The organism is Undibacterium sp. Ji49W, from assembly GCF_049340205.1.
Lineage (GTDB): Bacteria > Pseudomonadota > Gammaproteobacteria > Burkholderiales > Burkholderiaceae_D > Undibacterium.
In genome coordinates, this window is record NZ_JBMPOW010000018.1 from 125,487 (window position 1) to 152,049 (window position 26,563).

Here is a 26,563-nt window from a genome sequence, read left to right on the forward strand (position 1 = left end):
AGAATATCAGGGCTCAGTTTATTAGCACCACTGAGCCCTTACAGAAAACCTGAGAAAGCCTGAGAAAACCGCTTGAGCACATCCATCTTCAATCATCTGTCCCTACCCTGGGTGCCGCCACGTCATGGCAAGGCACCATATTTCTGGTTGTTGTCATTCGCCATTTTTGGCATGAAGTATTTTTATATTACTCCTTCGACCAGAGAAATATTATTGCTGGCGGCCAGCCTGATATTTTTTTTGCCGGTGTATTTTTACAGCTTCTGGTCCAGTGGCTGGCGCATACATGCCTGCATTCTGGTGGTATGTGCCATGGGTATCATCTGGGCGCCGGTTAATTTTGGTGGTTCCACTTTCTGCATCTTTGCCGCCACCATGTGCTCACGCATACCGGATACCCGCAAGGCCTACAGAGCTTTATGGGTGATCGCTGGCATCATCATTGTCGCCACCGTCAGCATGCGGCTGGAAACATTTTTCTGGGTGCCGGCGATTATCTTCAGCATCCCCAGCGGGATAGGTGCCATCATCAGTGAGCGCCTGACACGCAGCAATGAAAACCTGTTGCGCAAACAGGAAGAAGTCGAACACCTGGCGGCGCTGGCCGAACGTGAACGCATCGCCCGCGATTTGCACGATCTGCTGGGTCATACCCTGTCCGTCATCACACTGAAGGCAGAACTGGCAGGTAAATTGTTCGACAAGAACCCGGCAGCCAGCAAAAAAGAAATCAGCGATATCGAATACACGGCTCGCCAGGCGCTGGCCGAAGTGCGTGCTGCCGTCATCGGCTACCGCGCCACTGGTCTGCTGCATGAATTGCAATCCGCCAGGAACGCGCTGAGCGCTGCTGCCGTCGAGCTGGAAACCGAGATGGAAAAAGTCCAGCTACCAGCCGCCATGGAAAATGTGCTGGCACTGGCCGTGCGCGAAGCCGTCACCAATATCATCCGCCATGCCCAGGCAAGTGTGTGCAAGATCCGCCTGACTGCGGGCAAGGGACAGGTAGAATTACAGATCGCCGATAATGGCATCGCAAAAAATAACATCGCTGCCAATGATATCGACGGCAGGCAAACCCTGCATAAGGGTAGCGGCCTGAACGGCATGAATGAACGTGTGCAGGCCCTGGGCGGCACGCTGAATATCCGTATTGAACAGGGGCTGACCCTGCATTTGTCATTGCCTTTGAAAGAATCCACATGATACGCATCATCATCGCAGAAGACCAGGCACTGGTCTCTGGCGCACTGGCTGCCCTGCTGGGTCTGGAAGATGACCTGGAAGTCATCGCCCTGGCAAAAAATGGGCAGGAAGCCTATGCCCTGTGTGAAAAAGAACGTCCCGACATCGTCCTCACCGACATAGAAATGCCCATCATGTCCGGCCTGGAACTGGCCGCCGCCATTGCAGAAAAGAAACTGCCCTGCAAAGTCATCGTGCTGACCACGTTTGCCCGCACCGGTTATCTGCGGCGCGCCATGGCCAGCGGTGTAAGGGGCTATATGCTGAAAGATGCCCCTGCCGACACACTGGCAGCTGCCATCCGCACCGTGCACGGCGGTGGCCGCGCTATCGCACCAGAACTGGCGCTGGAAAGCTGGAGCGGCGAACAAGACCCGCTCAGCGAACGCGAACGCCAGGTCTTGCGTCTGGCAGGCACAGGCTCCACCAGTACCGACATCGCCACTATCATGCATCTGTCAGAAGGCACGGTGCGTAATTACCTGTCAGAAGCCATCAGCAAACTGCATGCCAAAAACCGGGTCGAAGCGTATCGCCTGGCACGGGATCAGGGTTGGCTTTGAGCTTGCCCATCATTTTTTAACTAAAATACATCACGGCATGGTCGTATAATCGTAGAACACGAATCACCAACAGCTTGCCACAATGACAAAAATTCTGCCATTTCTACTCTTTTTCCTGCCCTTGCTAGGCCAAGCAGGGCAAGCGCAGCTTGAAATGCAGGCAGACAAGTTGCGCAATGCAGCCATGGCCGCATTCGAAAAAGGCCATGATCAACAAGCAGCATTAAAGCTCAATAAGCGAGCGTTACGAGTGAGCCGGCATTTACCAGCAAGCAGTTGGCGCACCATAGAAAATTATGATGATGCCGGTTTGTATTACTACGAAAATAATCAATGGAAAGCATCGGCACAACATCAGGCCATTGCCGTGCTGCTGGCTTGTGGCGTGGAAGAAAGCCAGCCCATGTTTGCGGTCTATGTCAAACGCCTTGGTTTTGCTTTTTCCAAATACCGTCCCGGCCAGGACTTCGCCCCTATTGCTGCCAACCCACTAGTGCTGTTGGAAGACATCCCCCTGAATTTGCGTGGCAATGCCGACTTAAGGCGACGCTATTTCGACACGATCAGGCTAAAAACCGATAAGTCTGGCGCGAGGTATCTGTACAAACTAAAACGGCAAGCTGTTCCTGCTTCATGTTATTTCAAACCTGAAACAGCGCAGTCCACTTCCATGCAGAGCGAATAAGTGCATTAAGTAAAGTAAACCAGCATCGTCAATATCTCCGTCCACTACGCTGGATAGTTTGAATTGCAAAACTCTCTATCACACAATGCCAGCTCCCCCCACATCCCCTGCTGGCAGATGTGTGCATTCCCTTTCACGCCAAAAACAGCCGCAATATACGATCAAAAATGACGCTTGGCGACATAGGTACTGCACAAAGAATGTCCTGCATTAAAATTGGTTCACTGCAATGAGAAATGATTGCGATTGGTAAAACCCCGTGTCCGGTGCGCTTCCAGTCCAGGTGATTCTGGTAGCGCCGTTTAATATAATTGATAGAGAGATTGAAGATGAAAAAATTGATATTCGCCCTGCTCACTGTATTCGTGTTCCACTCCGGCGTATGGGCGCAGTCTGATGACAGGTTTTATTATCCATCGAAAGTGATGGTAAAAATTGAAGGGTTGGACTACGAAGAATTGCGCTTCAAAGCAGGTGATGATGAAGTCACGGGCATCTGGCTCAAACCAAAGCAAACGCCCAAGGCGACCATCATTTATTTTCATGGTGCTGGCGGCAACGTGTCTGTTTATTCCAAATTCATGCGCCCGCTGGTAGAAGATGGTTTTCAGGTCGCCATGATCGATTTCCGGGGCTTTGGGCTTTCTACCGGCAAGCCGACGCATCTGAATGTTGCCAGCGACGGGCAAATGGTGTTTGATCAGTTACTGCAAAGACCTGAGCTAAAAGGCAAAAAACTGATCGTCATCGGCGCTTCTTTGGGAAGCCAGATTGCCACCCATCTCAGCAAAACCAATGTGGGCAAGATAGACGCGCTGGTACTGGATGGCCCCATGAGTTCATTCACCGATATTGCTGTGGCAAGCGTGCCAAAAGAAATCCAGGAAACGGTACGTGCGAGTCTGATGTCTCCTTATTCTGCCAAAGAAGACATCAAGGAAATCGGCAAGATCAAACTGCTGGTGCTGCATTCACCCGGCGACAAGTCTGTACCCTTCAGCCAGGGCCAACTGGTATTTGCCAATGCCACGACGACAAAAACATTCTGGGAATTTGAAGGCGGGCATCTGGAAGCACCTATCAAATATCCGACAGTATGGGTAAGCAAAGTAAATGCCCTGTTGGCTGATTAAACAAGGCTGTTTGCTGAACCAGTAATGACCCCTTAATGGTTTATTACTGGTTCAATTGCTGGTTCATTGTGGGCCTATCCATATTGTGCAATACGCTATTGGCGATACGCCTTCCCATAGGTGCCATCGAGTTTGCCTTTTGCCCAGTCAGCCATCAGCTCGTAAAACCCCGGTGCAATACGAACATGCTTGCCCGCGCCATCCTTTGCCTCTACATATTCCCGCATTCCGTGGTCGGTATCGGGAAAGCGGTAGATCGTGATATGACTACCTTGCTTGCGTAATTCTGAGAGTCGCTCCAAAGTAACGGCACCGGGGGCCTGACGGTCTTCATCCGCGAATGCCCACAACTGCGGGACATTGACCTTGCTCAAGACCTGCACGGGATTCAGCGACCAGTCGATATTCAGTTTTTGGAATTGTGGTGGTATGCCATTACGGCGCAGACTATCCGCAGACATACCCAAAAGCGCGCCCGAATACCCTCCTCTTATGCCAGAAAACCAGGCTTCTTTTCCAAATTGATTCTGCGCTTCTGCAAGCTCGTCCAAACCTTCTTTGGCTTCTGATCTTGCGATTATTGCCGTGATATCTGTCAGCTTCCTGGCCTTGGCGATAATGTCATCGCCATAGCCGCGGTCACGCAATTCTTTCATCACCTGCGCCGCATCCTGCTCTGTAATATCAACGGCCAAACCATAGCCTATACCCAGAAAATCTGCCTGCGCACGCGCTGACGCAAGTGGGACTATCCACCCACCCTGGCTTAAGCCTACGAGGCCGAAACGACCGTAGCGACCTGCCGCCAGTCGTCTGGCCTCGCGCGAAGCCGCTACCAGGTCATCGGCCAAAAGAGGAAAGTTCTGTGTATATTCGCCTTTGGAAAGCCCGGTACCACGTTTGTCATACACAAAAACCGACACGCCCCGCCCGACCATCTGGTAAGGGTCGCCTGCGCGATCAATCCAGCCAGTTCCCTCGGAACCATGGGCAAAGACGACGAGAGGCGTATTTTCCCCCGCACCTGGTGCTTCCATCAAACGACCTGCGAGCATGACACCGTTTGATTCAAATCGCATATTTGTTTCAGAAATGACGACTTTCGGCCAACTATCTTTTTCTCTGACGAGAACCGCATCTTTTTTGCATTCGATCAATGCATTGGCATCCTGCATGTTGCCGATCGTCCCGTCGCTAAAGGTGTAGCTAAATCCCTTGTCTGTTTTCGTGACAGCGACGAATGTCAGCTTGTCTTTGCGAAAAATACCTGTCTCACAAAGAGTTAATTTCAATGATTCTGGCGCTGGCATTGCCTGTCCGGGCAATACGGTATCGCGTAGTGGCTCACCAGCCGCCCTTAGCTCGGGGACACTTCTCGTATCCTGGGCGAAGGAAATGGAACATGACAACAGGGATGCAGTCAACAGGGCAGACGACAGGTTTTTCACTCGGTTCTCCAATAGAAATCATTGCCACGCATGGTAGGCGATGTCATCATCGCCAAGTCATGCAATCCGATGAACTGGGGATTTCGATGACTGAAACCGGGAATTTCTACCTTACACGCCGTTTTTTGTAACGCCTCAACTGTTAAAGAAATGCGTTTCGACCTGTCGTGGAACTTTCATAAGCCCAGATATTTGTAAGCTATTTGAAAGGGAATTTAGAATTGATAAAGGGGGAACCTGCGTAAGGCAAGGCACAGCAATTGTAGGTACGATTTAGCGAAGCGTAATCGTACGCATGTCCGTGACGACTTGCTATCTTCATTAGCTGATTTAATTAAGAAAATACAAAACAGTGAATTTCCTCTCGTCGGATAGAAGAAATGAAAATTTGAAGCTTTTTCGTCATTGCCAGGCACAGCATGCGTACGATTACGCTCAGCTAATCGTATCTACCCAGGCTCACTACGCAATGCAGCTGGTTTGCGTAAGTCCTATAAATAAAAACCAGCAAAGCTGCCTGCAACAGCAGCCATACTGGTTTCTGGCTCGCAGATTTTTAGCAAATCCGCAATGACATCAGATCGACGACAGGTGTGCTTGCAGCACAGCGCGCAAAGTCGTCGTTGGACGCTGGATCAGCTTGCCGAGCTGGCCATCGCCATCATACAAGCCACCCTGCGCAGCACCTGTATCCGATTGCGCCAGGACGTAGGCAAAGCCTTCCGGCAGGCCGAATGAGACCAGCATATCCTTGTATTCGTTTTCGGCAAAATTCACATACGCCACTGGCTTGCCCGAAAGGTCTGCCAGCGTCGCTGCCAGTTCTGCGAGAGTAAATGCCTGGTCACCTGCCAGTTCATAAATTTTACCGGCCTGGTCGCTTCCAGTCAGCACTGCCGCTGCTGCGGCGGCGTAATCTGCCCGTGATGCAGCCGAGAATTTTCCTTCACCAGCCGCGCCAAATACCTTGCCCGTTTCCAGCGCTGTACCCACCGCAGAAAAATAATTTTCTATATACCAGGAATTGCGCAAAAAGACGAAAGGCAGGCCGCTGTCGCGTATCAGTTGTTCGGTCTCAATATGTTCCTTCGCCAACACCAGTGGCGACGTATCTGCATGCAGGATGCTGGTGTAGGCAATCAATTCGACACCCGCAGTTTTTGCCGCCTGAATCACGTTCTTGTGCTGCTCCAGCCTTTGTCCGACTTCGCTGGAAGATACCAGCAGCAGCTTTTTAACTCCCTGTAGCGCGCTGGCCAGTGTCTCTGGCTTGCTATAGTCCCCCTGCCGGAGCTGCACGCCGCTGGCACGTAAATCATCGGCCTTGCTCACATCTCTTACAATGGCAAGCACCTGATTGGCTGGGACAGTGCCCAACAAAGCCTGAATCACCAGACGACCTAATTGTCCACTTGCACCTGTTACTGCGATCATATAATTCCTTTCGAAAGTTCAATACATCCCATTCCTGTCAGCGGAATGAGTTCCAATTCATGGCTTAATTCTTTAAAGCAGAATCCCAATGCTCATCCGCCTTGCCATCCACAATCCGCCAGGTATCGAACCAGGTAGTTGTGTATAAAAGTTGGTTGGTGGTCTTGTCCCTGACCGGCAAGGGATACATGACAGTCACCAGATCGCCTTCGGCAATCACGGCAACGATCGGTTTTGTCATTTTTTCTGGAATAGGTTTGGCTTGCACCTTTCTGACCTCGACAAAATACTTGATCACGCCATCCAGACCAGACGCCGCATTCGGGTTATGCTGTATATAGCGTTTGGACAGGTACTTGTCTGCCTGTTCCCAATGCCCGGCTTCCAGCAAGTCTTTGACTATGTGATAGGCCACCTGCTTGTTTGCATGCAGCCTGGGATCACTGCTGGTGAACAACGCGTCAGGATTGGCAACACCAACAACCGGCTCTTGTGCATAGCTGGCCGCTGGTAACAAAATGGACATTGTGGATAAGCCAAGTACCGTCATTGCGCCCAGGCGCAGTAACTTCTTGCCAACCAAGTTCTTGAAACGATGTGCCTGTTTTTTCATGACTGAATCTCTCCTTGTTTCGACACGACAACCAACAAGGTCTATAATAGAGACTAAGTATAAAAATTGTAAGGAGGCAGTTTTTCATGCCAAGGTTACCTGAAGTGAACCCACCAAAACGCGCAGGAATGGCGTCTGATTTTGATCCGGCCATGTGCCCGGTCAGGAACGTGCTCGACCATATCAGCACCAAATGGACGCCCCTGATCTTGCTGACCCTGCAATCAGGCGCGCTGCGCTTCAGTCAATTGCACAAGCAAGTCCCCGACATCTCTAAACGCATGCTCACCCAGTCTTTGCGCGACCTCGAAAGAGATGGTTTATTGACCCGCAAAGTATTTCCCACCAAGCCACCCAGCGTCGAATATGAATTAACCGAACTGGGTATCTCGGTCATGATACCTATGGGCGCACTGGTGGATTGGGCGGAGAAGAATTTTGATAAGATGAAGTTGGCGAGGCAGGTTTTTGATAGTGGGGTACAGGGGTAAAGACTAGAACTCATTGCATAAATAGGGATGCGTGCGAGAAAAGCGTCTGCATATTTATCGATATCGTCGCACCGCCCCCTCGCTATGACTAGAACTCATTTCATAAATAGGGGTGAGTGCGAGCAAGGCGATTCGGGATGCAGTGCAAGGCGCGTCGCGTAGCCAAGGCTGGTGCCTTGGTTACGCGACGCAACGCAGCAATGTGCCCGAATCGTCAGCTCCCGAAGGGTTTGTCTTATAACGCGTGCTGGACTGCGTTATAAGACAAACGCATCTCACACCTATTTATGAAATGAGTTCTAGCTTTGGGCGACGTTATTGATTTCGTCCACAGCACCAGATCAGACAACCGCAATGCTCGTAGTCCACTTATGCACGCTTCACCCAATCACTGCGCAACAAACCATATAACGCCGAATCTGACACTTTTTCCTCAACGATCCAGCGTTCGCGTAAAAAACCTTCTTGAATGAAACCCAGTCTTTCCAGTGTTTTGGCAGAGCCGAGGTTGTGCGGCGCTATGTCGGCTTCGACACGGTTGAGATTCATTTCATTAAAACCATAATTCAATAAGGCGACCAATGCTTCATGCATATAGCCCTGCCCCCAGACTGCGGCGTCCATTTCATAACCAATTTCAGCACGGCGACACCCGGCATCCAGATGAAACAGAATACAACTGCCAAGAAAGAGATTGTCAGTTTTACGTATCAACCCCAGTCGCGCAAAATCACCTTTGAGCATGGCCGCCTTATCGCGCTCGACCATCGCCGTGGCCTGTGCCAACTCGGTCCAGGGTGCGGATGGCATGTAGCGCATGACATCCGGGTTTGAACGTATGCGCAAAATTGCATCAGCATCATCCAGACGCAAGGGCCGCAAATGCAGGCGCGGGGTATCGATAGTGAGTTGTTCGAAAGATGGCATGATTGACTCTGCGATATGAATGGTGAACGAAGCTGAGCACATATGACGTGCTAAAAAGTATCCATACAATAATAGGCGAAGTAAGGCATTTTTTCCAGGCACCCCAAGATCTCGCAAGGAAATCCTACGGGAGCAGTTACCATTGCCAAGAAACACGCGTTAAAGCCGATATCGATCTCGCCAATAATGCGATGCTTTACAACAGTCGTATTCATCTATCGGCTGCAAATTAAATTCGCGTGCATATCGTTTCTTGCGAATCACTTCTCCTGTTGCCGCAAATGACAGGTGGACTAGGGTATGCATTAATTTTGGCGATTCATCACTATTCACAAACTATAGATAAAATTTGTTAGACTGCACAGCAGCTACTTAGTCTGCTCTGTCGTGTGCGGGCAGAGAAATACAGTCGGCGATACCGTCTTGTATAAGTACGTTGCAGAATTAAACTTCGCCGCCTAAATACAGGCAATAATGCAGGTCGCTGATATACAAATCGAGAAGCCCATGAAAGAAACTAACCCCAACATTTACGCACAGTTCTATATTTACGAGCGTAAAACACTCTTTCCATTTCTGCTGGAATTTCTGGTTAGTCTTTGTGGCGATGAAGGCGTATGGAATTACAAAGGCCTCAGCAAGGCCGGTGTAAAAAAGGCAAAGAAGAAAACCCTAACGGACATATTTTCCCACTTCAGAAAGACCTATCCCGACGGCATCAACCGTCTAGAAATTAGCGGAAAAGGCATAAGGAAGTTATTGCCTGAAGAATTGGAAAATATCAAAATGACGATTGAACCCAGCCCCCTGAATGAAGATTGGGCGGCGATCGAGAAATTTGATTTTGTAGACTATACACGGCCGGTTGGAAAAGAATTATTTAGTCTTGGTACGCGTGAAGGATATGTTTTCTTCAATCGGTTGAAACGAGATCCTGTTTCTATCTTTATTGAAATTCGACTTGTCGACGAAACGCAAAAAATTTCCAGCGATAATATGATTGAGCTATTTTCCGGTTTTTTTACAATGATCGGCAATAAGTACGTAGAAGGTTATATCGGCTATATTGACAATGGCTACTCATTCAATGCGCGCACAAGAATGGTAGGTACCGAGAAAAAGAAAGCCGTTCGTATGGACGAGAATTTTGACAAACCGCATATGGCAATCTTTGGTTCCAGCAAAGTAATTCAAAGATATGTTGCTGACGTACGCAATGCCTACCTGGACATTAACATGATCACCGAGACATTCGGATCAGCGAGTATCGTCGCTTTCAAAAACAAAGCAGAGGTCAAAGAAATAAATATGCCAGAGTGGCATCAATGCCACCCTTAAATCTAGTCATATCATGACATGACATCAACTTTGAATGTCTTGTTAAGGTAATTTAGGGCGGAAGTTTCCAATAGTTACGTTGAATAATTCCGATGCTTTCGATCTTTCCGGCTTGCATACCATAGTTAAGTTAAGGATTTTACGTGATGTCACATATCCTAAGTACATGAACATATGATCACCAGCGACCTCGGCGGCATAACTCATTTCAAGTCCCGTACCGCCCGAATGCATGCGAATGCTGCGTTGAAGGACTTCGACCCGCGCTGGGAATTGTTGTTCATGTGCAGATAAGCGGCCATCAATACATTTTTCTGCCACCGTCTGCGCTTTCGAAGACGGCACATCATAAAAATCTACACTAATAATAATTGAGGCGCCTTCTATATCAGATTGAAACGTAAGCGTGTTGTGCTGTGAATTCGGGACAAGCTTCCAATGAGACGGCAAATCAATTAAAAATTCGCTGTAAGAATACTCGACGAGCTTTCGACTTGGCTGCGCGGGTGGTGTAAGAGAAAAAGAGTAGTTGAATTTCATGTTGCATACCTCGTTTTAGCGCCGATGTGACTTGATAGCCACTGGAATTAAAAATTGAAAAATAATACTAATGACCGATTTCTATCCGACGGCCATATTAAAAAATTTATTGAATAGAACACCGTCCATCCATATACATTTTCCAACACAATTTCCCTTTTGTACCGATTAAAAATATTCTTATTACGTCCAGAGGCTCGCCTTCTACTTTGGCCCACAAAAAATTATTGAATTGAAAAAGCTTTCCTTTTCTTTTAATCAGGCGATACGAATTATCTCCCATCAATGTCGTTTCCTTTAGTGAAAAACTGCCGCCTTTCATAAAGGTATATGTTGCTTCATAGTCTCCATCTCCTACATTAATATGTTGAGGAGCCGCCCATGTTTTAGTCAGCGAAAAACGACTTCTTAAAATTACGTTATCAGATTTTAACCATCCGGCTTTTTCCGGGCTTGCAACATACATCCAATCGCCTTCCTGTTTTTGAATTGAGACTACTTCCCCCATTTCAAGGCTATTTGTAGGTTCGACTAGTTGCTCCCTTGGATTTTCAAGAAGAAATACTGTTCTTTGAACTACTCCGTCAATTAATTTATGTTTCCTGTTAGTCTCAGTACGGTCAATTTCATTTTGCGAGGCAAAAGTGATGCTTAAAAAACCTGATTGCAGTATCAGAGCACAAAAAAATATTCGAATCAGGGTCACGCATCAATTCCTTCAGGAATGTTTACAGGTAGAGCAAACGCATGCTGCTGCCGCAATAAAATAGTTCGGATACAGGGTGTTATAGCGAAGGAATCGCTAATATCTTCTTCCGCTTTTTCAGTGGCGGACCAATACCAGACCGTGTAAATATGCAGTGCAATATTTTGTTCTAGCAACGCCAGTATTTTTTTCCAGACATCGCTGGATAAAAATGCCTTGTCGTACATTTCCGCTTCGCAACAGGACTCCAACAAAGTTTCCATCAGGGTGAAGCGTTCGTCATCGTTCAACTCACCACTTTCATAGGCGGCTAAAAATTCGTCGATTCTCTTGGCGTCTGAAACTTCATATTCCCAGTCCTGCATGTCCCGGGTATTGCGCAGATTTAACCTGAGCGCCAGCGCATCAATAGCGGCTCTGGTGGGGCAACGCCAGCAGTGTTCAAGATTAATCCACATGCATATCTCTGTTTTTGGGTAAGGTATAAATGACCATGCGCTCTTGCAAGGGTTTTAAAAGAAGGTGCCACTAATCATCAATAGCCTCAATGCCAAGCGCCTTGAGTCGTTCGATATTGTCCTTCATGGCTTGCAGCAATTCAGGAGGATGGCCCTGCCAATCTGTTACTTCGCCCACAACCCGCAGCGGTTCGCGGGAGCGGTATGATTTTGTTGGATTACCCGGGAATTTTTTGTCTGTCAGGTTGGGGTCATCCATGATGGTGCCGGTTGGTTCTACGATGTAGATTCTGCCGGGGCCGTCGCCGAGTGCCAGTTCTGCACCCCAGGTGGCGGCATCCAGGGTGGCGGTCAGATAGATATAGCTCGCCTTTTTGCGCTTGCCGTAATTAGAGGCATAGCCGGGTTCGATGAGGTCGCCCGGTTTCAGGTCAGCCCGGGTGCCATGGTAGAGCCGTTGCAGACTCAGGTTATCGGTGGCCATCGCCGCTTGGTTCTCTATCATTTCTCTCTCCTTTTTTAGCAGGGGACAGATTTAATTATGCCGCACAAATCCCGTATCCAGGTAAAAGCTCTTGCACAACGTATAGCCTGTGCATTTGCAGCGCGTCGTGGAATTTTTTCCAGTCGCTGTTGAGGAAATTGGGGTGGTAGGTAAAATTTTCATTTCCTGTGTCTTCAGTTTCTATCGTGTTCAAGGCCGCATGCTTCCAGGAATTCAAGCCTTTGGCTACATAGTTCACGTCACTTTTTCCAAAACTGAAGTCCCCTTTCTTGATGGCTTTTAACCATGTCGCATGTCTGATATCGCCATCTTCGTTGACTGTTTCCCGGATCAGTTTATCGATCTTCTTCTTGTCGTCCGCTGCCAAGCCAGTGGTGCTCAATGATGGATCACCTGCAATGAAGCTTTTCATGGCGATGCACATATGGTCGGCAGCGTCCAGAAAATCTGCCGGGTTATTTCGTTTAACAACTTTTCCTTCACCGTTTGTATATGTCCAGTTCAGGTAAGGTCGGTCTGGGTAACTCAATACTGCCCCATGTCCCAAAGGTAATGCGTCTGCGACCAGTTCGCCCTTTGCATGGTCAAATAATCCGGAAAAATACCTCTTGATGCTGTCAGTCATACTGGCGGATGCAAGGCCTGCATGATTGCTGCTTAATTCCGAGGCCCGGTTAATTTTATGTTCGACACCGACAAAGCCTTGATGTGCCCATGTATCAGCATAGACGTGCATGGTGATTCCCAGCCGGTGCAGCGCATTTCTGTCTTTTTTTCGCTGGATACATTCGGCTACCATGTCACGCGCCACATAACTATTTGGCTTGCAGATAATTCTTTGTATGAAGCCCAGATCATTGCCCTGGCCTGCCGGCAGTCCGTTATTACCGGGAAGGAAATGAAATGGTATCCATGCGTGGTGATTGGCCAGGTCATTAAAGTTCTTGTAGTCCAGCATCTTGTGGGCGGACGCAATGCGGGAATACAGGGCACCGGTATCAAATTCTATATAACCGTCATTGGTCGCATCATCCACATACTGCGCGCTGTAGGCAATGATATGCGCCTCGTCGTGAGGGAAACCAGCCAGGCGTGCAACGACGTAGGTGACGGCATGATGGAAATCAATTTGCATGATGGCCTCATAAGTATGGAGGGTGTTTCAGGAATTAAACGATGAGTTGCAACTTGCTGCCCCTGGCTCACTTCGATCTGGCTTGATCGCGTTTCGCAAGATGAAACATTGTGCTTTATATTTAACATAAAGACAATAATATTTGCATGCCGTTTATGGCGAAGAGCGCAGTTCTTGCAAATTGATCTGAGAGGAAATAGAGAATTATTCCTTTTTGCAAGCGTGACTATAGATGTGGACGTGGGGATGTGGACAGATGGATGCGGACAGATGGCTATGGCATGGCGTATGTCTGCCATGTCACACCAGTGGAAGGGTATTACTTTGCGCAGTTGATTATTTGCGGATCAAAGGTCAGAGCGACTGTCGCCAGTCGCCTGCACTATCAGCGACGCCGTCTATGCCGCGCCAGCTTGTGTTTGACTTCTTCTTTGTAGCCCAGCAGTTTGCCTATATTCAAGGCATCCATCAATCTGGCTGAACTGGCTCTGGCGTTGAGTAATACCAGGGTGGCCATTTTGCCTGCGAGTTTGACGCGCATGATGAGGCAATTGCCTGCTTCGTTGGTGAAGCCGGTTTTGGAAAGCAGGACATCCCAGCCTTTTTTACCTACCAGACGATTGGTGTTGTGGAATTCGCGCGTGCGTCCATCCTTAAGTGAGATGCTGTCTTCGCTATCGGTGGTGATGTCGGCGATTTCGGGATAACGGGCAGCGGCCTGGGCCATTTTGACCAGGTCGGCGGCGGTGGACGTGTTTTCTGGCGACAGGCCGGTGGCTTCCTTGATGACGGTGTTGGGCATACCCAGGGCGACCAGCTTGCTTTTGACGGCGACTAGAAAGGCATTGTTGCCACCGGGATAGGTGCGTGCCAGCGATGCTGCGGCGCGGTTATCGGAAGACATCAGTGCCAGTTGCAGGGCGTCCCTGCGGGTGATGGAGCTGCCTACAGGTACGTGTGATCGGCTATGTTTTAACTGGTCGACGTCATCTTCTTTGATGTCGATTTTTTCATCCATATTAGGCTTGCTGTCGAGGACGACCATGGCGGTCATCAACTTGGTCAGCGAGGCGATGGGTACGACGGTGGAGGCATTTTTTTCCAGCAGGACCTGGCCATTGCGGTCATCGACCACAATCGCATTCTGGGAATTCAACTGCATGGCAGCCAGGCTGCTGCTATAAAACAGCAAGACGACGACTAACTTACGCATTAACATCTGGGCATTCGGTTACATGTATCAAAAACAAAAAAACCAATTGGCAGCACACCTGATAACGATCAAATGTACCACCGCATGGTCTGGTCATACAAAGGGAACCACAGGTTCCCTTTTCAAGCATTATTTGCCGGAATAAATAATATCGGCGCGGCGGTTTTCTGCCCAGGAAGCTTCATCGCTGCCAGTTGCTTTTGGTTTTTCTTTACCCAGGGAAACGGCTTCCATTTGTGCTTCAGGTACGCCCAACAGGGACAAGGACTTGCGTACGGCTTCAGCACGTTTCTGGCCCAGCGCCAGATTGTATTCACGGCCACCACGTTCATCGGTATTACCTTGAATCAGGATTTTTTTACCTTTGTTGGCAGCCAGATATTTGGAATGGGCATTCACGGTAGAGCTGTATTCTGGTTTGACAACGTATTGGTCAAAATCGAAATACACGCTGCGTTTCGCCAATGGGCTGTTCGGATCATCCAGTTCATCTTTGACAACAACAGGCGTCACGATGCGGTCATTTTTTGCTTCTGGTTTTGGTATTGGTTGCTGCTGTGGCTGTGCAACTGGCTCTGCCGGTTTGATGGGTGTGCTGTTACAGGCTGCCAATAAAACTGCTACTGCTGCCAGACTGGCGGCGCTTTTGATTGTGTTGATTGCACGCATGAAAATTTCCTCGAAGTTTTAATTAATGAATTCAAACCTGAAGCGGGGAAGTACACACCACAGGTATTACAAAACTTCGCTATGGTGCCCTAGGAAACTTAGGCGAATCTTAAAAAATACCCGTGGATAGAGATAAAACAGGGATTTTTACCCTGAGATTGATGATTTTTACAATATTTGTCAGCCAATTTTCGGCTATCTTTAACCTGCATGGCGAAGGGAAGCCGAAAATTGTATGCGTACTTCCAGCCCGCCGATGGCAGCCTGGGCCATCTGTATGCTTGCCTGATGGCGATCGGCAATGGCTTTGGTAATCGCCAGACCCAGGCCGCTGCCACTGGCACTGCTGCCGGCGACACGGTAGAAACGATCAAAAATACGCTCACGTTCGGCTTCGGGTATGCCGGGGCCAGAATCCTGGATCACCAGTTGTATACCGCCTATATCGTCAATCAGGGTAATGTAGATTGCCCCTTCCCCCTGGATATAACGTACGGCATTGTCCAGCAGGTTGCGTATCATGACGCGCAGGCTTTCGGCATCGCCCATCAATTCTGTATTCGCAGACATCTGGCTGGTGATGCTGATTTTCTTGGAAACGGCAAGCGGGGTCACGTCACTGACGGCCTGCTCCACACAGGCGTTGAGCAAGGTCGGGCTGAAGCTGACTGCCGCCTGTGACGTTGGGTCTTGCCTGGCCAATGCCAGCAATTGTTCCACCAGGCGCGACGCGCGGTCTACCCCACCCAGCAGGCGGTTGACGGCCTGATCATGCGTGTTTTCATCCTTGGCGCGCCCCAGGTTTTGTACTTGCAGGCGCAGGGCTGTGATGGGTGAACGCAGTTCATGCGCGGCATCCGCGACAAAGCGCTGCTGCGCCTGTAGGGCCTGGCCCATGCGGCTAAGCAACGAATTTAGTTCTGTCACCAGTAAGGACACTTCGCCGGGCAAACCTTTGTCTGACACCGGATCGATGGAATTGGCACTGCGATTGGCCAGTTCGCTACCGATGCGGTTGAGTGGTGCCAGCACTGAGCTGACGCCCCACCACGCCGCGCAAAACAGCAAGATGGATACCGGGATAACAGGCCACAGGGTGCTGAGTGCGAATGAAAAGGCACGCTCACGACGGGCGCTGATTTTTTGTGCGACCTGAATCACACGTTTGTTTTCTTCAGCGGCGTATACGCGCCAGTCACCGTTTTCCAAGTTGACGGTGGAATAGCCAAGGGCGGCCTGTTTCGGCAGGCTGCGATGCTGGCGTGACTGGTAGACCCTGGCACCATCTTCTGACCATACCTGTACCACAAAATCAAAATCATCCATCTCGGTACCGGGCAGGGTATGCCAGTCTACCTGATCAAAATCGCCGTCTTGCAGAGCCAGGGCCATTTGCTGCATGTGGTAATCAAACAGCTTGTCGGCTTCGCTGATGGCAGCATGCAGGGATGTGGCAAACTGCAGGGCGGCGGCAGTCAGAATGGCTATGCCAAACAGCAGCATCATTTGCAGGCGCAGGGATTTCATGCGTTCTTCTCAACCATGTAACCGACGCCGCGCACGTTGACGATGAATTTCTGCCCCAGCTTTTTTCGCAAACCGTGGATGTATACTTCGACGGCATTACTTTCAATTTCAGACGTATAGCCAAACAACAATTCTTCCAGCCGGCTGCGCGAGAGGATGGCACCTGGCCTGGCGATCAGGGCGTCCAGTATGGTCCATTCACGCGCCGATAAAATCACTTGTTCCTTGGCGTTGAAGACCTGGCGCGTGGTCGAGTCCACCTCCACCTCGCCACAGACATAAGAGCTATCCACCCGCCCGCGTGAACGGCGCAGCAAGGCATGCATGCGGGCGATCAGTTCATCCAGGTCAAAGGGTTTGATAAGGTAATCGTCCGCCCCGGCATGCAAACCCTGCACTCTCTGCGCCACGGTATCACGTGCTGTCATCACCAGCACCGGCAGGGTATCACCACGTTTGCGCAAGGCTTTCAGGATATCCATGCCATCGCGCTGTGGCAGGCTCAGGTCCAGCAGCAGCACATCATAACTATGTATTTGCAATGCGGCCTCTGCGGCTTCACCACTGGTTAACCAGTCGACCAGATTGGATTCACTCTCCAGCGCGATCTGGATGTTTTCACCGATCATGGGATCGTCTTCGACGAGCAGGACTTTCATGTTTGATATGGGTTTAATGTGGGTTTAATGTGGGTTTGGTTTGCGAGGGAAACGTGCAGCGTGGATTGTACGCCATGGCTGAAGTTGAACGACAAGTTGAAAGATTTGTTGGTGGATAAGTTGAAGGATAAGTTGAAGGATAAGTTGAAAGATATGTCGCAAATGACTTGACAGTCGCCGTCGCATGATCTTTAATTTCTGTAACGACAGAAATTAAAGAAATAAAGGAAAAGAAATGCAACAAGAGCAACATATTCTGCTCAGAACCTGGTTGATACGCTGGATGTATGCAGCAGCCATGGTTCATTTTGTGATTGGCGCCCTGCTTCCGTGGTTAGCGAATACCGGGCTGGTTGAGGTATATCACCAGCACATCGAACGTCACTTCTGGCCCCAGGCTGCGCCCGATGCGGCCCGCACTATGCAGGTCTGGTGGATGAGTCTGTTCGGCGCAACCGTGCAAACAGTCGGTTTGTGGATGGGTGCGCTGGTGTATCTCGGCAACCGGCATCGCAGTCGCTTTGCGTGGCTGTGGCTGATGATAGGTATCCTGATATGGGCACCGCAAGACATGCTGATTTCCATGCAGGCGGATATGCTGGTGAATGTCTGGGTTGATGCGTTTGCTGTACTGAGCATGATCCCGCCGTTGTTCATACTTTGGAAAATGGATGCTCCCGTCTCAGGAAGAAATCTATGAACACTCACCTCATTGCCCTGCAACTGATGGCCGCTCAAGGTTTGCTTGGTGCTTTCGATACGCTGTATCACCACGAATTGACGGAGGCACTGGCGCAACGAGCGAGTGCCCGCAAGGAACTGGGCATACATGCAGTCCGTGCGCTAATCTATAGTTTACTTTTCATTGGTTTGTCGGCCTGGGTATGGCAGGGAAACTGGTCTATCGTATTGCTGCTAGTATTTGGCGTAGAAATCGTCCTCACCTTATGGGACTTTGTCATTGAAGACCAGACCCGCCTGCTACCCGCAACCGAGCGTGTTACTCACACCATACTCGCCATCAACGGTGGCGCTTTCATCACCTTGTTGGTCCTGTGTGTATTCGATACGCAAGGCTGGTGGCAGGCACCGACATATATGTCGTGGCAGCCGCATGGCTGGCTTAGCGTATTCCTGGCCCTGTGCGGCGCAGGCGTAGGCATTTCTGGTGTACGTGACGGCCTTGCAGCGCTGCGACTGGGCAAACTGGCAATCAAAGAAAGGGGAAAAAACATGATTCATTTTAGCGACCAATCAGAGCAGGTTCTGGTCACCGGCGCTACTGGCTTTATCGGCACATTATTGGTAAAGGCCTTGCTGGCTGACGGACAACAAGTAACGGTGCTAAGCCGCAATCCCAAACAGGCCAACTGGAAATTCGACGGCAAGGTCAAGGCGATTGCTACGATGCAGGACCTGCCAGCCAATCAGCGTGTGGATGTCATCATCAACCTGGCAGGTGAACGCATACTGGGTTGGCGCTGGTCAGAAAAACGTAAAGCAGAATTGCGCCAAAGCCGCACCGGTCTGACGAAACAAATCATTGAATGGATCAACAAGGCAGACAGCAAACCCAGGCTTTTACTGGCAGCTTCAGCCATCGGCTACTACGGCATACAGGCCCGGGGTGACGACAGGGAATTAACCGAAAATGCAGAACCGCAATCCATCTTCATGTCTGAACTTTGCCAGGAATGGGAACAGGCAAACCAGGCCGCCAGCACCTGCGGTGTCAAGGTCGCCAGGATGCGCTTAGGCGTCGTTCTTGGTCAGCAAGGTGCGCTGGGGATGATGCTCTTGCCCATTAAACTGGGCCTTGGTGGTGCATTGGGTAGTGGCAAGCAATGGCAGTCATGGATACACGTGCATGATGTGCTGCGTGGTATTGCCCACATCTGGCAGCATGAAGCCAGCCTGCCACTGGACAGCACTTATAATTTCACGGCACCTGAAAGTGTGACACAAAAACAGTTCAGTACCATCGCCGCGCGTGTTTTACGTCGCCCTTGCATCCTTCCTACCCCTGCCTGGCCCATGCGCCTGATGCTGGGCGAACAGGCTGACTTATTGCTGGAAGGACAGCGCGTAGCACCTGCAAGATTGCTGGAAGAGGGTTTCCGCTTTGATTACCCGGATTTGCGTAGTGCTTTGAAAGATTTGATTTAAGATTGAGATGAATTAAAAAGAACAAGGAAAATTCGTGTCGCGCAGAAAGCAACTCAAATCAATTGCTGCCGGGATTGCAGATAGCTTTAACAGCCGCAATAATGATCTGGAAGGATATTGGGCAATAGGCAAGCTGTGCCGCTTTGCGAATGAGCAATCTATTTCTTTGGTGACGCTAGATCTGCTGAATATTGTATGCACTCCGGAAAGCACAGCGTTTAATGCTGTCATGTATGACTATAAAGTGAAGCTGCATGCACTAATGCACAGACAAAATATTCCAGCAACGTGGCTAATGGAGGGAAAAATAGAGATCAATTTTCAACCTGAATATATCGCAGGTTTACATTACTTCCGCTCTGGATTGGGAAATCCTTACACTGTCACCGCCAAGTTTATGACAGATTTGAGGAAGCAATACATTATCCGGACTGGTGGCAATTGCCGGTCTCACGATCCCCTACGGGAAAATAGATCCGTGCAAACGCTACGACAAGTTAATCAGGCTTGAAATTTGGAATTTGGTCTCAATCTGTTCATCCAAATTCAAGGAGTACGCCATGTTCTTTCTGCATCACCCACAACCCGTGCGCCCCAGAAAAGCCGTTCCTGAACTACAGGTAAGCAGCCTGAGTCAGGCCATTGATACCCGGACCATCGTCGTGGAATGCAGCAAGGAAGAATTGCGCGCATTGCAAACACCAGAGCAAGCCGGGCCCGCTGAAAGCAAGAAACAAGGATAAAAAAATGCGGCCTTTCTCACAACAAAGAAAAGCCGCCAAAACGCGCAACTAACCAGCCGACATACCTATTTTATGACGCTGCCCGTTTCTTCGCCTCTTCTTCATATAATTCTTTTTTGGACAATTTTCCTACCGGCGTTTTGGGCAATTCAGCCCGAATGTCCATGGCTTGCGGCATTTCATGTTTGCCCAGCCTGTCTTTGAGGAAGTCTTTCAGGTCATCAAAACTGAATACGGCCTGCCCTGCCTTGAGTTTGATAAAGGCCTTTGCCGCCTGCCCGCGATAAGAATCGGGGATGCCGATGACGCTGACCTCGGCTACTGCCGGGTGTTCATAAATCGCTTCTTCGATATTGCGTGGATAGACGTTATAGCCACCCGACAGAATCATGTCCTTGGTACGGTCAACGATGTACACAAAACCGTCCGCATCCATGTACCCGACATCGCCAGTGCGGAAATAGCCATCGGCAGTAAAAGCTTCACGGGTCGCATCTGGCTTGTTCCAGTAGCCTTTCATGATATTCGCACCAGCGACACAGATTTCACCGCGTTCACCCGGTGCCACCTCCTGACGCGGATCATCAATGCTGACAAACTTGAAGCTGATGCCGGGCGTAGGCAAACCACAGGAACCTGTCTTGCGCACGCCACCTAAAGGTGTGAAGGTACCAGTGGGTGAGGTTTCAGTCATACCCCAGCCTTCCAGCAGGGTACAGCCTGTCAGTGCCTGGAATTGTTGCAGTACTTCCGTCGGCAAGGGTGCGCCGCCAGAATTGCAAAACTTCAGTGCGCTGAGATCATATTCTTTAATCTGCGGATGATTGATGATGGCGGTGTACATGGTGGGTACGCCGGGAAATACCGTGATCTTCTTATTCGCCAGATCCTTCACCACGGCATCAGCATCAAAGCGGGTATGCAAGACAATCTCTGCACCCAGGCGTATGCCAAACAACATGTCCACCGTCAACGCATAGATGTGAAATAGCGGCAGCACAGCCAGCAGTTTTTCCTTGCCCTCTTCCAGCACGCGCGGCTCGATATTGGTGGTTTCCATGATCTGGCTGCACGCCGTGGTCAGGTTGCCATGGGTGAGCATGGCCCCCTTGGGCAGACCAGTGGTGCCGCCCGTGTATTGCAGGGTAGCGATGGCTTCTTTGGGATCGATTGCCGCAATGGGCGCGTATTCGCCATCATTGTTCAGCAGTTTTGCAAACAGCAGATGTTGTGCATTGTCTGGAATCGTACTGAGCTGGCCGGCCTTGTCCAGATTCGCCCTGACGGCATCCGGATAAGGCGTCATTTCCGGGATATTGCCGATGATGATTTTTTGCAGACGGGTATGGCCCAGCATCTTGGCCATTTGCGGATACAGCATGACCATGTCCAGCGTTACCAGCATATCGGTATGGCTGTCGGCAATTTTATGCTCCAGCACTTTCTCGGCATCCAGCGGCGAGTAATTCACCACGGTGCCACCGGCCTGCAAGATCGCAAAGAAACTGATGACGTAATGCGGTGTATTCGGCAAATACAGGCCCACATGTACGCCGGGCTTCACCCCCAGTTGCTGAAAGCCTTTGGTGGCCTGGTTCACCAGTTTTTGCAGTTCCGCATAACTGGTCTTTTTGCCCATGAATTCCAGTGCGGGCAAGTCCGGCCATTTGGCGACGGCATCATGCAGTAATTGTGGCACGCTGCTGATGGGCAGGTTGGCGTCCCAGTGCACGCCTGCGGGGTAAGATTTGATCCAGGGTTGTAAGTCGCGCATTTTTGTCTCTCTTTTTAAGTGGGACTTACGCAAAACCGCCCCAGCTGCGTTGTAGCGACCGTCAGTACAAACTTTGTACTAAAGTACTGTCTTCGTCGCTACGCCTTGCTGGGACAATTTTGCATAAGTCCCGATTAGCATCTGAAAATGTCAGCCAACTGGGAAAACTGGGAAGTTAACGTCGGAAAAGCCCTGCCTCAAAAAGAGGAAGGACCAATCCGGAACTACCCGTAAATCGCACTTATGAAACTACAAGTAATTATTTTTTCTCCGTATATTTTTTCAACTCCATCTTGCCGATCTGATTCCTGTGTACTTCATCCGGGCCATCAGCCAGGCGCAGGGTACGGGCTTGTGCGTATGAATACGCCAGACCAAAATCATCCGACACGCCACCACCGCCATGCGCCTGTATGGCCCAGTCGATGACCTGGCAAGCCATGGTCGGTGCTGCCACCTTGATCATGGCGATTTCTTTGGCGGCTGCCTTGTTGCCTACCGTATCCATCATCTGTGCGGCATTCAGGACCAGGAAGCGTGCCTGGTCGATCAGGATGCGGGCATTGGCAATGCGTTCCAATGTCACGCCCTGCTCTGCTACGCGTTTGCCAAAGGCCACACGTGTCAACGAGCGCTTACACATGTCTTCCAGTGCACGTTCTGCCAAACCGATTAAACGCATGCAGTGATGGATACGGCCAGGCCCCAGACGGCCCTGGGCAATCTCAAAACCTCGGCCCTCGCCCAGCAAGATATTGGATGCGGGCACGCGCACGTTTTCAAACAGCACTTCACCATGACCATGCGGTGCATCGTCATACCCAAATACCGGCAAGGCGCGCAGGATGGTCACGCCCGGTGTATCACGCGGCACGATGATCATCGATTGCTGTTTATGGCGGTCAGCATTATCAGGATCACTCTTGCCCATGAAGATGAACACTTTACAGCGCGGATCATTGGCACCGGAGGACCACCATTTGCGGCCATTGATAACGTACTCATCGCCGTCAAGCACTATCGATGATTCAATATTGGTGGCGTCAGATGACGCCACTGCCGGTTCTGTCATGGCGAAGCAGGAACGGATTTCACCACGCAACAATGGTTTCAGCCATTGTTCCTGATGTTCCGGCGTGCCATAACGGGCAAATACTTCCATGTTGCCTGTGTCGGGTGCCGAGCAATTGAATACTTCAGGTGCCCAGACAGCGCGGCCCATGATCTCGCACAGCGGTGCATATTCCAGATTGGTCAAACCTGCACCATGGCCAGATTCTGGCAAGAACAGGTTCCACAGACCGGCATCGCGCGCCTTGGCTTTCAGTTGCTCAACGACCTTGGTCGGTATCCATGCATTGCCTGCCTTGCGGTTGGCAGCAATCTCGCCAAAGAAAGTCTTTTCATTTGGATAGACGTGCTCATCCATGAAAGCGATCAGGCGTGCCTGCAAATCTTTGACTTTGGGGCTGTATTGAAAATCCATGATGTGTCCTTTTTCCTTGTTTGTTCAGTTAGCTCGGTTTGTTCAGTTTTTTCAAATGGACATGGCTATGCCCGCTTTACTTTCTTTGTAGCTCAATATTGCGCGCCGTCAGCAATGCTGTTGCGCATAAAACCTCTTCGCCATCACGTACAGAAAAAACCTCTGCGGCGCTGACTGTCAATAACTTCCCGTGTGAAACCACACGTCCGCGTGCCCGCAGTTTTTCACCATCGGCGGGAGCGACTATTTTTAAACTACTGTCTATGCTGGCGTTGATCCAGCCCGGTGGCAACAGGGTGCCGGCAGCAGAAACACCGGCAAAATCTGCCGCTGCAAATATCGCTGTGGCCTGCATCTTTCCGGGTACGAAACTGAGTTCTTCGCGGTAGGCAATATCCAGTTCCACTTCGCCCGGTTCCACCATCACAAACTGTATGCCCAGCCATTGCGCCATGGGCATGGCCAGCACCAGACTCTTCAGTTGCGTTGCGTAATCTGGATTGCTTGCCACGTATGCCGGTTTCATGATCGCGCCTTGTTATTTGCCGTATTAACTAACCAGATAACCGCCATCAACATTGATGCAGGCCCCGGTGGTGTAGCTGGACGCATTCGATGCCAGGTACAAGACCGTGCCCGCCATTTCATCGGGTTCAGCAATGCGCTTCATCGGTATGCGGGTCAGTGCTCTTTCGAGGATGACAGGATTGTGGAACAGGGCCGAAGCAAACTTGGTGTCCGTCGCGCCTGGCAGCAAGGCATTCACGCGCACGCCCATGGCCGCACATTCCAGCGCGAAGGATTTGGTCATGGCGATGACTGCCGCCTTGGTGATGGAATAAATCCCCTGCATGGCACCTGGCACCACACCGTTGACGGAAGCCACATTGATGATGCTGCCACCACCGTGTTTTGCCATCAGTTTGGCACCGGCAGAAGACATGAAGAAGTAGCCACGTATATTGACATCTACCGTCTTCTGGAAGGCACCCACATCCGTCTCGGTGATATGCCCGAAGTGCGGATTGGTGGCGGCATTGTTGACCAGAATATCGAGCTTGCCATGCGCTGCCGTAATGTCGGCAAACAGGGCATCAATCTGCGCCATTTCACCAATATGGCAGGCACGTGCTTCGGCCTTGCCGCCAGCGGCAATAATGGCTGCTACCACGGCTTCGCAAGCTTCTGCCTTGCGGCTGGAAACGATGACATAAGCACCGTTGGCAGCCAGGGTTTTGGCAACCGCTTCACCTATGCCACGGCTGGCGCCGGTGACCAGTGCGACCTTGCCGGTTAAATCGAACATTGCTGTCATTTCTAATCTCTCTCGTCTCTTTGGTTTCTTATTTATTTATACGTAGGTAATTGCTTTGGGATTATTCAACACTTCAAGATGCGAAAAATTGTTCAGGTAAGCCAGTGCAGGACGCAATACGCCATCTGCTGTCGGCTGCAAATGAAAGCGCGTGACGGCACTATTCACCAGCGACCAGTTGAGTTCAGCAAAGCGCGGATCAGGAAAACCCAGCACATGCTGGCAGAGCGCCGATATGGTGCCGCCAGAGGTGAACACGACAATGTTTTTGGCATCATCAGCAATCGCCAGTTGTTTGTGCATGGCGGTGACGCAACGCTGGCGAAATGCATTCCAGCTTTCCACATACTCAGTATCATGTTCACCCGACATCCAGCGGCTGATGGCCTGGGCAAAAATATCCTGAAAGGCCTGCTTGCCATTCGGCGTATTCATAAGGAAATGTTTGACCGCTGCCGGGTCATCAAAGGCCGGCACATGCCGCGCAAGGACTTCATGATGGTTGTACTCATTGAAACCGGCATCACAATGCCATGCAGATGTATCGAGTGCATCAAGGTCCTGTTGCCGCATTTCTGCGATGCAGGCTTGTGCGGTTTGCTGGTGCCGTTTCAAGGCCCCAGTAACAACCCGCGACACTTGCATATCACGCTCTGCCCACCAGCGGCCAAGGTGGCGTGCTTGCTGTTCGCCCAGTTCAGACAATTGATCATAGTTCTGGCTACCGAATGAAGCTTGCCCGTGCCTGACCAGATATAAAGCTGCCATTTATTGCTTCCAATGCGAAAAATCATGTGTAAATCAATGAACAAAGTGTATGCCCGCGCCTATAATTGATCAAATGAATAGTTATTATCTGAATTAATTAATCTCATGCATTTATCCCGTGTCGATTTAAACCTTTTCACCGTCTTTGTTGCCATCTATACCGAAGGCAGCGTGACCCGTGCCAGCCAGCAACTGAACCTGACCCAGCCAGCCATCAGCCATGCCTTGAACCGCCTGCGGCAATTGTTCAATGACCCGCTGTTTGTACGCCAGGGGCAGACAATGGTGTCGACCCCGCTGGCGCGCAGCATCATAGAACCTGTGCGGCAGGCGCTGCGCGGGCTGGAAGTGACGCTGACCGAGAATGACAAGTTTGATCCGGCACTGGCTAGCAAACAGTTCAATCTTGCCTTACGTGATGTTTTGGAATCGACTGCCCTGCCACCATTAATGGAAAGCATTACGCGGCAGGCACCGCAAATCAATCTGGCAGCGATACAGGTAGAAAGGCGGGAACTGGTCAGTGAACTGGCAGCTGGCAGCCTGGATCTGGCGATTGACATGTTGTTGCCATTGCCAAATGAAATACACCGCCAGAAGGTAGTGCAAGGCAATACCTTCGTGCTGGCAAGACGTGATCACCCCAACATTCATGGCAAGCTGGATCTGGACACGTATATGCAGGCTGAACACATACTGGCAAGCTCACGCCGCAAGGGTATGGGTCTGGAAGATTTTGAACTGAGTCGCCTGGGCCTGCAAAGACGCATACGCCTGCGCTGCCAGCATTACTTCGCCGCTTGCAGGGTGGTTAGCCAGACCGATTTGTTGTTGACCATGCCGGAAGGCTATGCGCGCATTGCGAATGAACAGTTTGGCAACCAGATATTTCCTCTACCCGTAGCCATGCCTTCATGGGACGTGTACCTGTACTGGCACCAGAATGTGGAAAATGACCCGGCCAATCGCTGGCTAAGACAACAGGTGATAGCGGCGTTTCAGAACCAGACGGTTTGACAAGG

Annotated in this window: 29 protein-coding genes; 11 read left to right on the forward strand and 18 right to left on the reverse strand. The window is 50.4% G+C overall.

Going from position 1 to position 26,563, the window contains the following annotated elements; translation table 11 throughout:
• The first annotated feature begins 72 nt into the window (after positions 1 to 72).
• From ACO0LK_RS21060 to ACO0LK_RS21075, 4 genes are all read left to right on the forward strand, one after another.
• Entirely contained in the window at positions 73 to 1,206 is a 1,134-nt protein-coding gene (locus tag ACO0LK_RS21060; RefSeq protein WP_422978518.1) for a sensor histidine kinase, read from the forward strand.
• Complete coding sequence (locus ACO0LK_RS21065; RefSeq protein ID WP_422978520.1) at positions 1,203 to 1,808, forward strand: response regulator transcription factor; 606 nt, start codon at positions 1,203 to 1,205, stop codon at positions 1,806 to 1,808. The genes ACO0LK_RS21060 and ACO0LK_RS21065 overlap by 4 nt, the downstream gene beginning before the upstream one ends.
• A gap of 82 nt (positions 1,809 to 1,890) precedes the next feature.
• Positions 1,891 to 2,493, forward strand: a complete 603-nt coding sequence (locus ACO0LK_RS21070; RefSeq protein ID WP_422978522.1) for a hypothetical protein — start codon at positions 1,891 to 1,893, stop codon at positions 2,491 to 2,493.
• A 329-nt stretch (positions 2,494 to 2,822) separates the two neighbouring features.
• Positions 2,823 to 3,626: an alpha/beta hydrolase gene (locus ACO0LK_RS21075; RefSeq protein WP_422978524.1), complete on the forward strand. Its 804-nt coding sequence runs from the start codon at positions 2,823 to 2,825 to the stop codon at positions 3,624 to 3,626.
• A gap of 95 nt (positions 3,627 to 3,721) precedes the next feature.
• Here the strand turns inward: ACO0LK_RS21075 and ACO0LK_RS21080 are convergent, their stop codons facing one another.
• From ACO0LK_RS21080 to ACO0LK_RS21090, 3 genes are all read right to left on the reverse strand, one after another.
• Complete coding sequence (locus tag ACO0LK_RS21080; protein ID WP_422978526.1) at positions 3,722 to 5,074, reverse strand: alpha/beta hydrolase family protein; 1,353 nt, start codon at positions 5,072 to 5,074, stop codon at positions 3,722 to 3,724.
• A 576-nt stretch (positions 5,075 to 5,650) separates the two neighbouring features.
• Positions 5,651 to 6,508: an SDR family oxidoreductase gene (locus ACO0LK_RS21085; RefSeq protein ID WP_422978528.1), complete on the reverse strand. Its 858-nt coding sequence runs from the start codon at positions 6,506 to 6,508 to the stop codon at positions 5,651 to 5,653.
• Between the two features lie 64 nt (positions 6,509 to 6,572).
• Complete coding sequence (locus ACO0LK_RS21090; RefSeq protein WP_422978530.1) at positions 6,573 to 7,121, reverse strand: nuclear transport factor 2 family protein; 549 nt, start codon at positions 7,119 to 7,121, stop codon at positions 6,573 to 6,575.
• Positions 7,122 to 7,207: 86 nt separating this feature from the next.
• Between ACO0LK_RS21090 and ACO0LK_RS21095 the strand changes: the two genes are divergently transcribed.
• Complete coding sequence (locus tag ACO0LK_RS21095) at positions 7,208 to 7,612, forward strand: winged helix-turn-helix transcriptional regulator (protein WP_422978532.1); 405 nt, start codon at positions 7,208 to 7,210, stop codon at positions 7,610 to 7,612.
• 369 nt (positions 7,613 to 7,981) lie between these two features.
• On the opposite strand, the gene ACO0LK_RS21100 is transcribed toward ACO0LK_RS21095, so the two are convergent.
• A complete protein-coding gene (locus ACO0LK_RS21100) occupies positions 7,982 to 8,539 on the reverse strand; it encodes a GNAT family N-acetyltransferase (RefSeq protein ID WP_422978534.1) in 558 nt (185 codons plus the stop codon).
• 507 nt (positions 8,540 to 9,046) lie between these two features.
• On the opposite strand from ACO0LK_RS21100, the gene ACO0LK_RS21105 reads away from it, so the two are divergent.
• Positions 9,047 to 9,877, forward strand: coding sequence for a hypothetical protein (locus ACO0LK_RS21105; RefSeq protein ID WP_422978536.1), 831 nt, complete (start codon positions 9,047 to 9,049; stop codon positions 9,875 to 9,877).
• A gap of 42 nt (positions 9,878 to 9,919) precedes the next feature.
• On the opposite strand, the gene ACO0LK_RS21110 is transcribed toward ACO0LK_RS21105, so the two are convergent.
• The 9 genes from ACO0LK_RS21110 to ACO0LK_RS21150 form a co-directional block, all read right to left on the reverse strand.
• Positions 9,920 to 10,417, reverse strand: coding sequence for a hypothetical protein (locus ACO0LK_RS21110; protein ID WP_422978538.1), 498 nt, complete (start codon positions 10,415 to 10,417; stop codon positions 9,920 to 9,922).
• 106 nt (positions 10,418 to 10,523) lie between these two features.
• Positions 10,524 to 11,123 carry a hypothetical protein gene (locus tag ACO0LK_RS21115; RefSeq protein ID WP_422978540.1) on the reverse strand — a complete coding sequence of 200 codons (600 nt, stop codon included), beginning with the start codon at positions 11,121 to 11,123 and terminating at the stop codon, positions 10,524 to 10,526.
• Positions 11,120 to 11,581 carry a hypothetical protein gene (locus tag ACO0LK_RS21120; RefSeq protein WP_422978542.1) on the reverse strand — a complete coding sequence of 154 codons (462 nt, stop codon included), beginning with the start codon at positions 11,579 to 11,581 and terminating at the stop codon, positions 11,120 to 11,122. Before ACO0LK_RS21120 ends, ACO0LK_RS21115 begins: the two co-directional genes overlap by 4 nt.
• 70 nt (positions 11,582 to 11,651) lie before the next feature.
• Entirely contained in the window at positions 11,652 to 12,086 is a 435-nt protein-coding gene (gene arr, locus ACO0LK_RS21125; protein WP_422978544.1) for an NAD(+)--rifampin ADP-ribosyltransferase, read from the reverse strand.
• Positions 12,087 to 12,120: 34 nt separating this feature from the next.
• Positions 12,121 to 13,221, reverse strand: coding sequence for a DUF6765 family protein (locus ACO0LK_RS21130; protein ID WP_422978546.1), 1,101 nt, complete (start codon positions 13,219 to 13,221; stop codon positions 12,121 to 12,123).
• A 385-nt stretch (positions 13,222 to 13,606) separates the two neighbouring features.
• Positions 13,607 to 14,434, reverse strand: coding sequence for a serine hydrolase (locus ACO0LK_RS21135; RefSeq protein WP_422978548.1), 828 nt, complete (start codon positions 14,432 to 14,434; stop codon positions 13,607 to 13,609).
• Positions 14,435 to 14,563: 129 nt separating this feature from the next.
• Positions 14,564 to 15,094 carry a peptidoglycan-associated lipoprotein Pal gene (pal, locus tag ACO0LK_RS21140; RefSeq protein WP_422978615.1) on the reverse strand — a complete coding sequence of 177 codons (531 nt, stop codon included), beginning with the start codon at positions 15,092 to 15,094 and terminating at the stop codon, positions 14,564 to 14,566.
• Positions 15,095 to 15,304: 210 nt separating this feature from the next.
• Positions 15,305 to 16,630 (reverse strand): ATP-binding protein, encoded by a 1,326-nt coding sequence (locus ACO0LK_RS21145; RefSeq protein WP_422978550.1) that lies wholly within the window; start codon positions 16,628 to 16,630, stop codon positions 15,305 to 15,307.
• Positions 16,627 to 17,289 carry a response regulator gene (locus ACO0LK_RS21150; protein WP_422978552.1) on the reverse strand — a complete coding sequence of 221 codons (663 nt, stop codon included), beginning with the start codon at positions 17,287 to 17,289 and terminating at the stop codon, positions 16,627 to 16,629. Before ACO0LK_RS21150 ends, ACO0LK_RS21145 begins: the two co-directional genes overlap by 4 nt.
• Before the next feature lie 235 nt (positions 17,290 to 17,524).
• Between ACO0LK_RS21150 and ACO0LK_RS21155 the strand changes: the two genes are divergently transcribed.
• Genes ACO0LK_RS21155 through ACO0LK_RS21170 form a run of 4 tightly spaced genes read left to right on the forward strand, consistent with a single transcriptional unit; the run spans position 17,525 to position 20,198 of the window.
• Positions 17,525 to 17,989 (forward strand): cell division protein, encoded by a 465-nt coding sequence (locus ACO0LK_RS21155; RefSeq protein ID WP_422978554.1) that lies wholly within the window; start codon positions 17,525 to 17,527, stop codon positions 17,987 to 17,989.
• The gene (locus ACO0LK_RS21160) at positions 17,986 to 19,455 is read left to right on the forward strand and encodes a TIGR01777 family oxidoreductase (protein WP_422978556.1); all 1,470 of its coding nucleotides are present in this window, start codon (positions 17,986 to 17,988) and stop codon (positions 19,453 to 19,455) included. The genes ACO0LK_RS21155 and ACO0LK_RS21160 overlap by 4 nt, the downstream gene beginning before the upstream one ends.
• 34 nt (positions 19,456 to 19,489) lie before the next feature.
• Complete coding sequence (locus ACO0LK_RS21165; protein ID WP_422978558.1) at positions 19,490 to 19,966, forward strand: hypothetical protein; 477 nt, start codon at positions 19,490 to 19,492, stop codon at positions 19,964 to 19,966.
• A 49-nt stretch (positions 19,967 to 20,015) separates the two neighbouring features.
• A complete protein-coding gene (locus ACO0LK_RS21170) occupies positions 20,016 to 20,198 on the forward strand; it encodes a hypothetical protein (protein WP_422978560.1) in 183 nt (60 codons plus the stop codon).
• A gap of 70 nt (positions 20,199 to 20,268) precedes the next feature.
• Here ACO0LK_RS21170 and ACO0LK_RS21175 read toward each other — a convergent pair whose 3' ends face one another.
• The 5 genes from ACO0LK_RS21175 to ACO0LK_RS21195 form a co-directional block, all read right to left on the reverse strand.
• Positions 20,269 to 21,972 carry a long-chain-fatty-acid--CoA ligase gene (locus tag ACO0LK_RS21175; protein WP_422978562.1) on the reverse strand — a complete coding sequence of 568 codons (1,704 nt, stop codon included), beginning with the start codon at positions 21,970 to 21,972 and terminating at the stop codon, positions 20,269 to 20,271.
• Positions 21,973 to 22,231: 259 nt separating this feature from the next.
• On the reverse strand, positions 22,232 to 23,458 hold the full coding sequence (locus tag ACO0LK_RS21180; RefSeq protein ID WP_422978563.1) for an acyl-CoA dehydrogenase: 1,227 nt from the start codon (positions 23,456 to 23,458) through the stop codon (positions 22,232 to 22,234).
• Between the two features lie 76 nt (positions 23,459 to 23,534).
• Complete coding sequence (locus tag ACO0LK_RS21185) at positions 23,535 to 23,984, reverse strand: PaaI family thioesterase (protein WP_422978565.1); 450 nt, start codon at positions 23,982 to 23,984, stop codon at positions 23,535 to 23,537.
• A 24-nt stretch (positions 23,985 to 24,008) separates the two neighbouring features.
• Positions 24,009 to 24,773: an SDR family oxidoreductase gene (locus ACO0LK_RS21190; protein WP_422978567.1), complete on the reverse strand. Its 765-nt coding sequence runs from the start codon at positions 24,771 to 24,773 to the stop codon at positions 24,009 to 24,011.
• Positions 24,774 to 24,809: 36 nt separating this feature from the next.
• On the reverse strand, positions 24,810 to 25,541 hold the full coding sequence (locus tag ACO0LK_RS21195) for a histidine phosphatase family protein (protein ID WP_422978569.1): 732 nt from the start codon (positions 25,539 to 25,541) through the stop codon (positions 24,810 to 24,812).
• Between the two features lie 105 nt (positions 25,542 to 25,646).
• Here ACO0LK_RS21195 and ACO0LK_RS21200 point away from each other — a divergent pair, with 105 nt between their 5' ends.
• Positions 25,647 to 26,558, forward strand: a complete 912-nt coding sequence (locus ACO0LK_RS21200) for a LysR family transcriptional regulator (protein WP_422978573.1) — start codon at positions 25,647 to 25,649, stop codon at positions 26,556 to 26,558.
• Positions 26,559 to 26,563 lie beyond the last annotated feature (5 nt).

What these genes read in the sequence shown, in the direction of transcription:
- ACO0LK_RS21180 (WP_422978563.1), bottom strand. Translation starts at nt 23,458, where the DNA reads ATGGATTTTCAATACAGCCCCAAAGTCAAAGATTTGCAGGCACGCCTG.
- ACO0LK_RS21155 (WP_422978554.1), top strand. Translation starts at nt 17,525, where the DNA reads ATGCAACAAGAGCAACATATTCTGCTCAGAACCTGGTTGATACGCTGG.
- ACO0LK_RS21175 (WP_422978562.1), bottom strand. Translation starts at nt 21,972, where the DNA reads ATGCGCGACTTACAACCCTGGATCAAATCTTACCCCGCAGGCGTGCAC.
- ACO0LK_RS21085 (WP_422978528.1), bottom strand. Translation starts at nt 6,508, where the DNA reads ATGATCGCAGTAACAGGTGCAAGTGGACAATTAGGTCGTCTGGTGATT.
- ACO0LK_RS21105 (WP_422978536.1), top strand. Translation starts at nt 9,047, where the DNA reads ATGAAAGAAACTAACCCCAACATTTACGCACAGTTCTATATTTACGAG.
- ACO0LK_RS21150 (WP_422978552.1), bottom strand. Translation starts at nt 17,289, where the DNA reads ATGAAAGTCCTGCTCGTCGAAGACGATCCCATGATCGGTGAAAACATC.
- ACO0LK_RS21075 (WP_422978524.1), top strand. Translation starts at nt 2,823, where the DNA reads ATGAAAAAATTGATATTCGCCCTGCTCACTGTATTCGTGTTCCACTCC.
- ACO0LK_RS21195 (WP_422978569.1), bottom strand. Translation starts at nt 25,541, where the DNA reads ATGGCAGCTTTATATCTGGTCAGGCACGGGCAAGCTTCATTCGGTAGC.
- ACO0LK_RS21095 (WP_422978532.1), top strand. Translation starts at nt 7,208, where the DNA reads ATGCCAAGGTTACCTGAAGTGAACCCACCAAAACGCGCAGGAATGGCG.
- ACO0LK_RS21145 (WP_422978550.1), bottom strand. Translation starts at nt 16,630, where the DNA reads ATGAAATCCCTGCGCCTGCAAATGATGCTGCTGTTTGGCATAGCCATT.
- ACO0LK_RS21170 (WP_422978560.1), top strand. Translation starts at nt 20,016, where the DNA reads ATGTTCTTTCTGCATCACCCACAACCCGTGCGCCCCAGAAAAGCCGTT.
- ACO0LK_RS21070 (WP_422978522.1), top strand. Translation starts at nt 1,891, where the DNA reads ATGACAAAAATTCTGCCATTTCTACTCTTTTTCCTGCCCTTGCTAGGC.
- ACO0LK_RS21200 (WP_422978573.1), top strand. Translation starts at nt 25,647, where the DNA reads ATGCATTTATCCCGTGTCGATTTAAACCTTTTCACCGTCTTTGTTGCC.
- ACO0LK_RS21100 (WP_422978534.1), bottom strand. Translation starts at nt 8,539, where the DNA reads ATGCCATCTTTCGAACAACTCACTATCGATACCCCGCGCCTGCATTTG.
- ACO0LK_RS21065 (WP_422978520.1), top strand. Translation starts at nt 1,203, where the DNA reads ATGATACGCATCATCATCGCAGAAGACCAGGCACTGGTCTCTGGCGCA.
- ACO0LK_RS21190 (WP_422978567.1), bottom strand. Translation starts at nt 24,773, where the DNA reads ATGACAGCAATGTTCGATTTAACCGGCAAGGTCGCACTGGTCACCGGC.
- ACO0LK_RS21130 (WP_422978546.1), bottom strand. Translation starts at nt 13,221, where the DNA reads ATGCAAATTGATTTCCATCATGCCGTCACCTACGTCGTTGCACGCCTG.
- ACO0LK_RS21160 (WP_422978556.1), top strand. Translation starts at nt 17,986, where the DNA reads ATGAACACTCACCTCATTGCCCTGCAACTGATGGCCGCTCAAGGTTTG.
- ACO0LK_RS21110 (WP_422978538.1), bottom strand. Translation starts at nt 10,417, where the DNA reads ATGAAATTCAACTACTCTTTTTCTCTTACACCACCCGCGCAGCCAAGT.
- ACO0LK_RS21090 (WP_422978530.1), bottom strand. Translation starts at nt 7,121, where the DNA reads ATGAAAAAACAGGCACATCGTTTCAAGAACTTGGTTGGCAAGAAGTTA.
- arr (WP_422978544.1), bottom strand. Translation starts at nt 12,086, where the DNA reads ATGATAGAGAACCAAGCGGCGATGGCCACCGATAACCTGAGTCTGCAA.
- ACO0LK_RS21135 (WP_422978548.1), bottom strand. Translation starts at nt 14,434, where the DNA reads ATGCGTAAGTTAGTCGTCGTCTTGCTGTTTTATAGCAGCAGCCTGGCT.
- ACO0LK_RS21120 (WP_422978542.1), bottom strand. Translation starts at nt 11,581, where the DNA reads ATGTGGATTAATCTTGAACACTGCTGGCGTTGCCCCACCAGAGCCGCT.
- ACO0LK_RS21185 (WP_422978565.1), bottom strand. Translation starts at nt 23,984, where the DNA reads ATGAAACCGGCATACGTGGCAAGCAATCCAGATTACGCAACGCAACTG.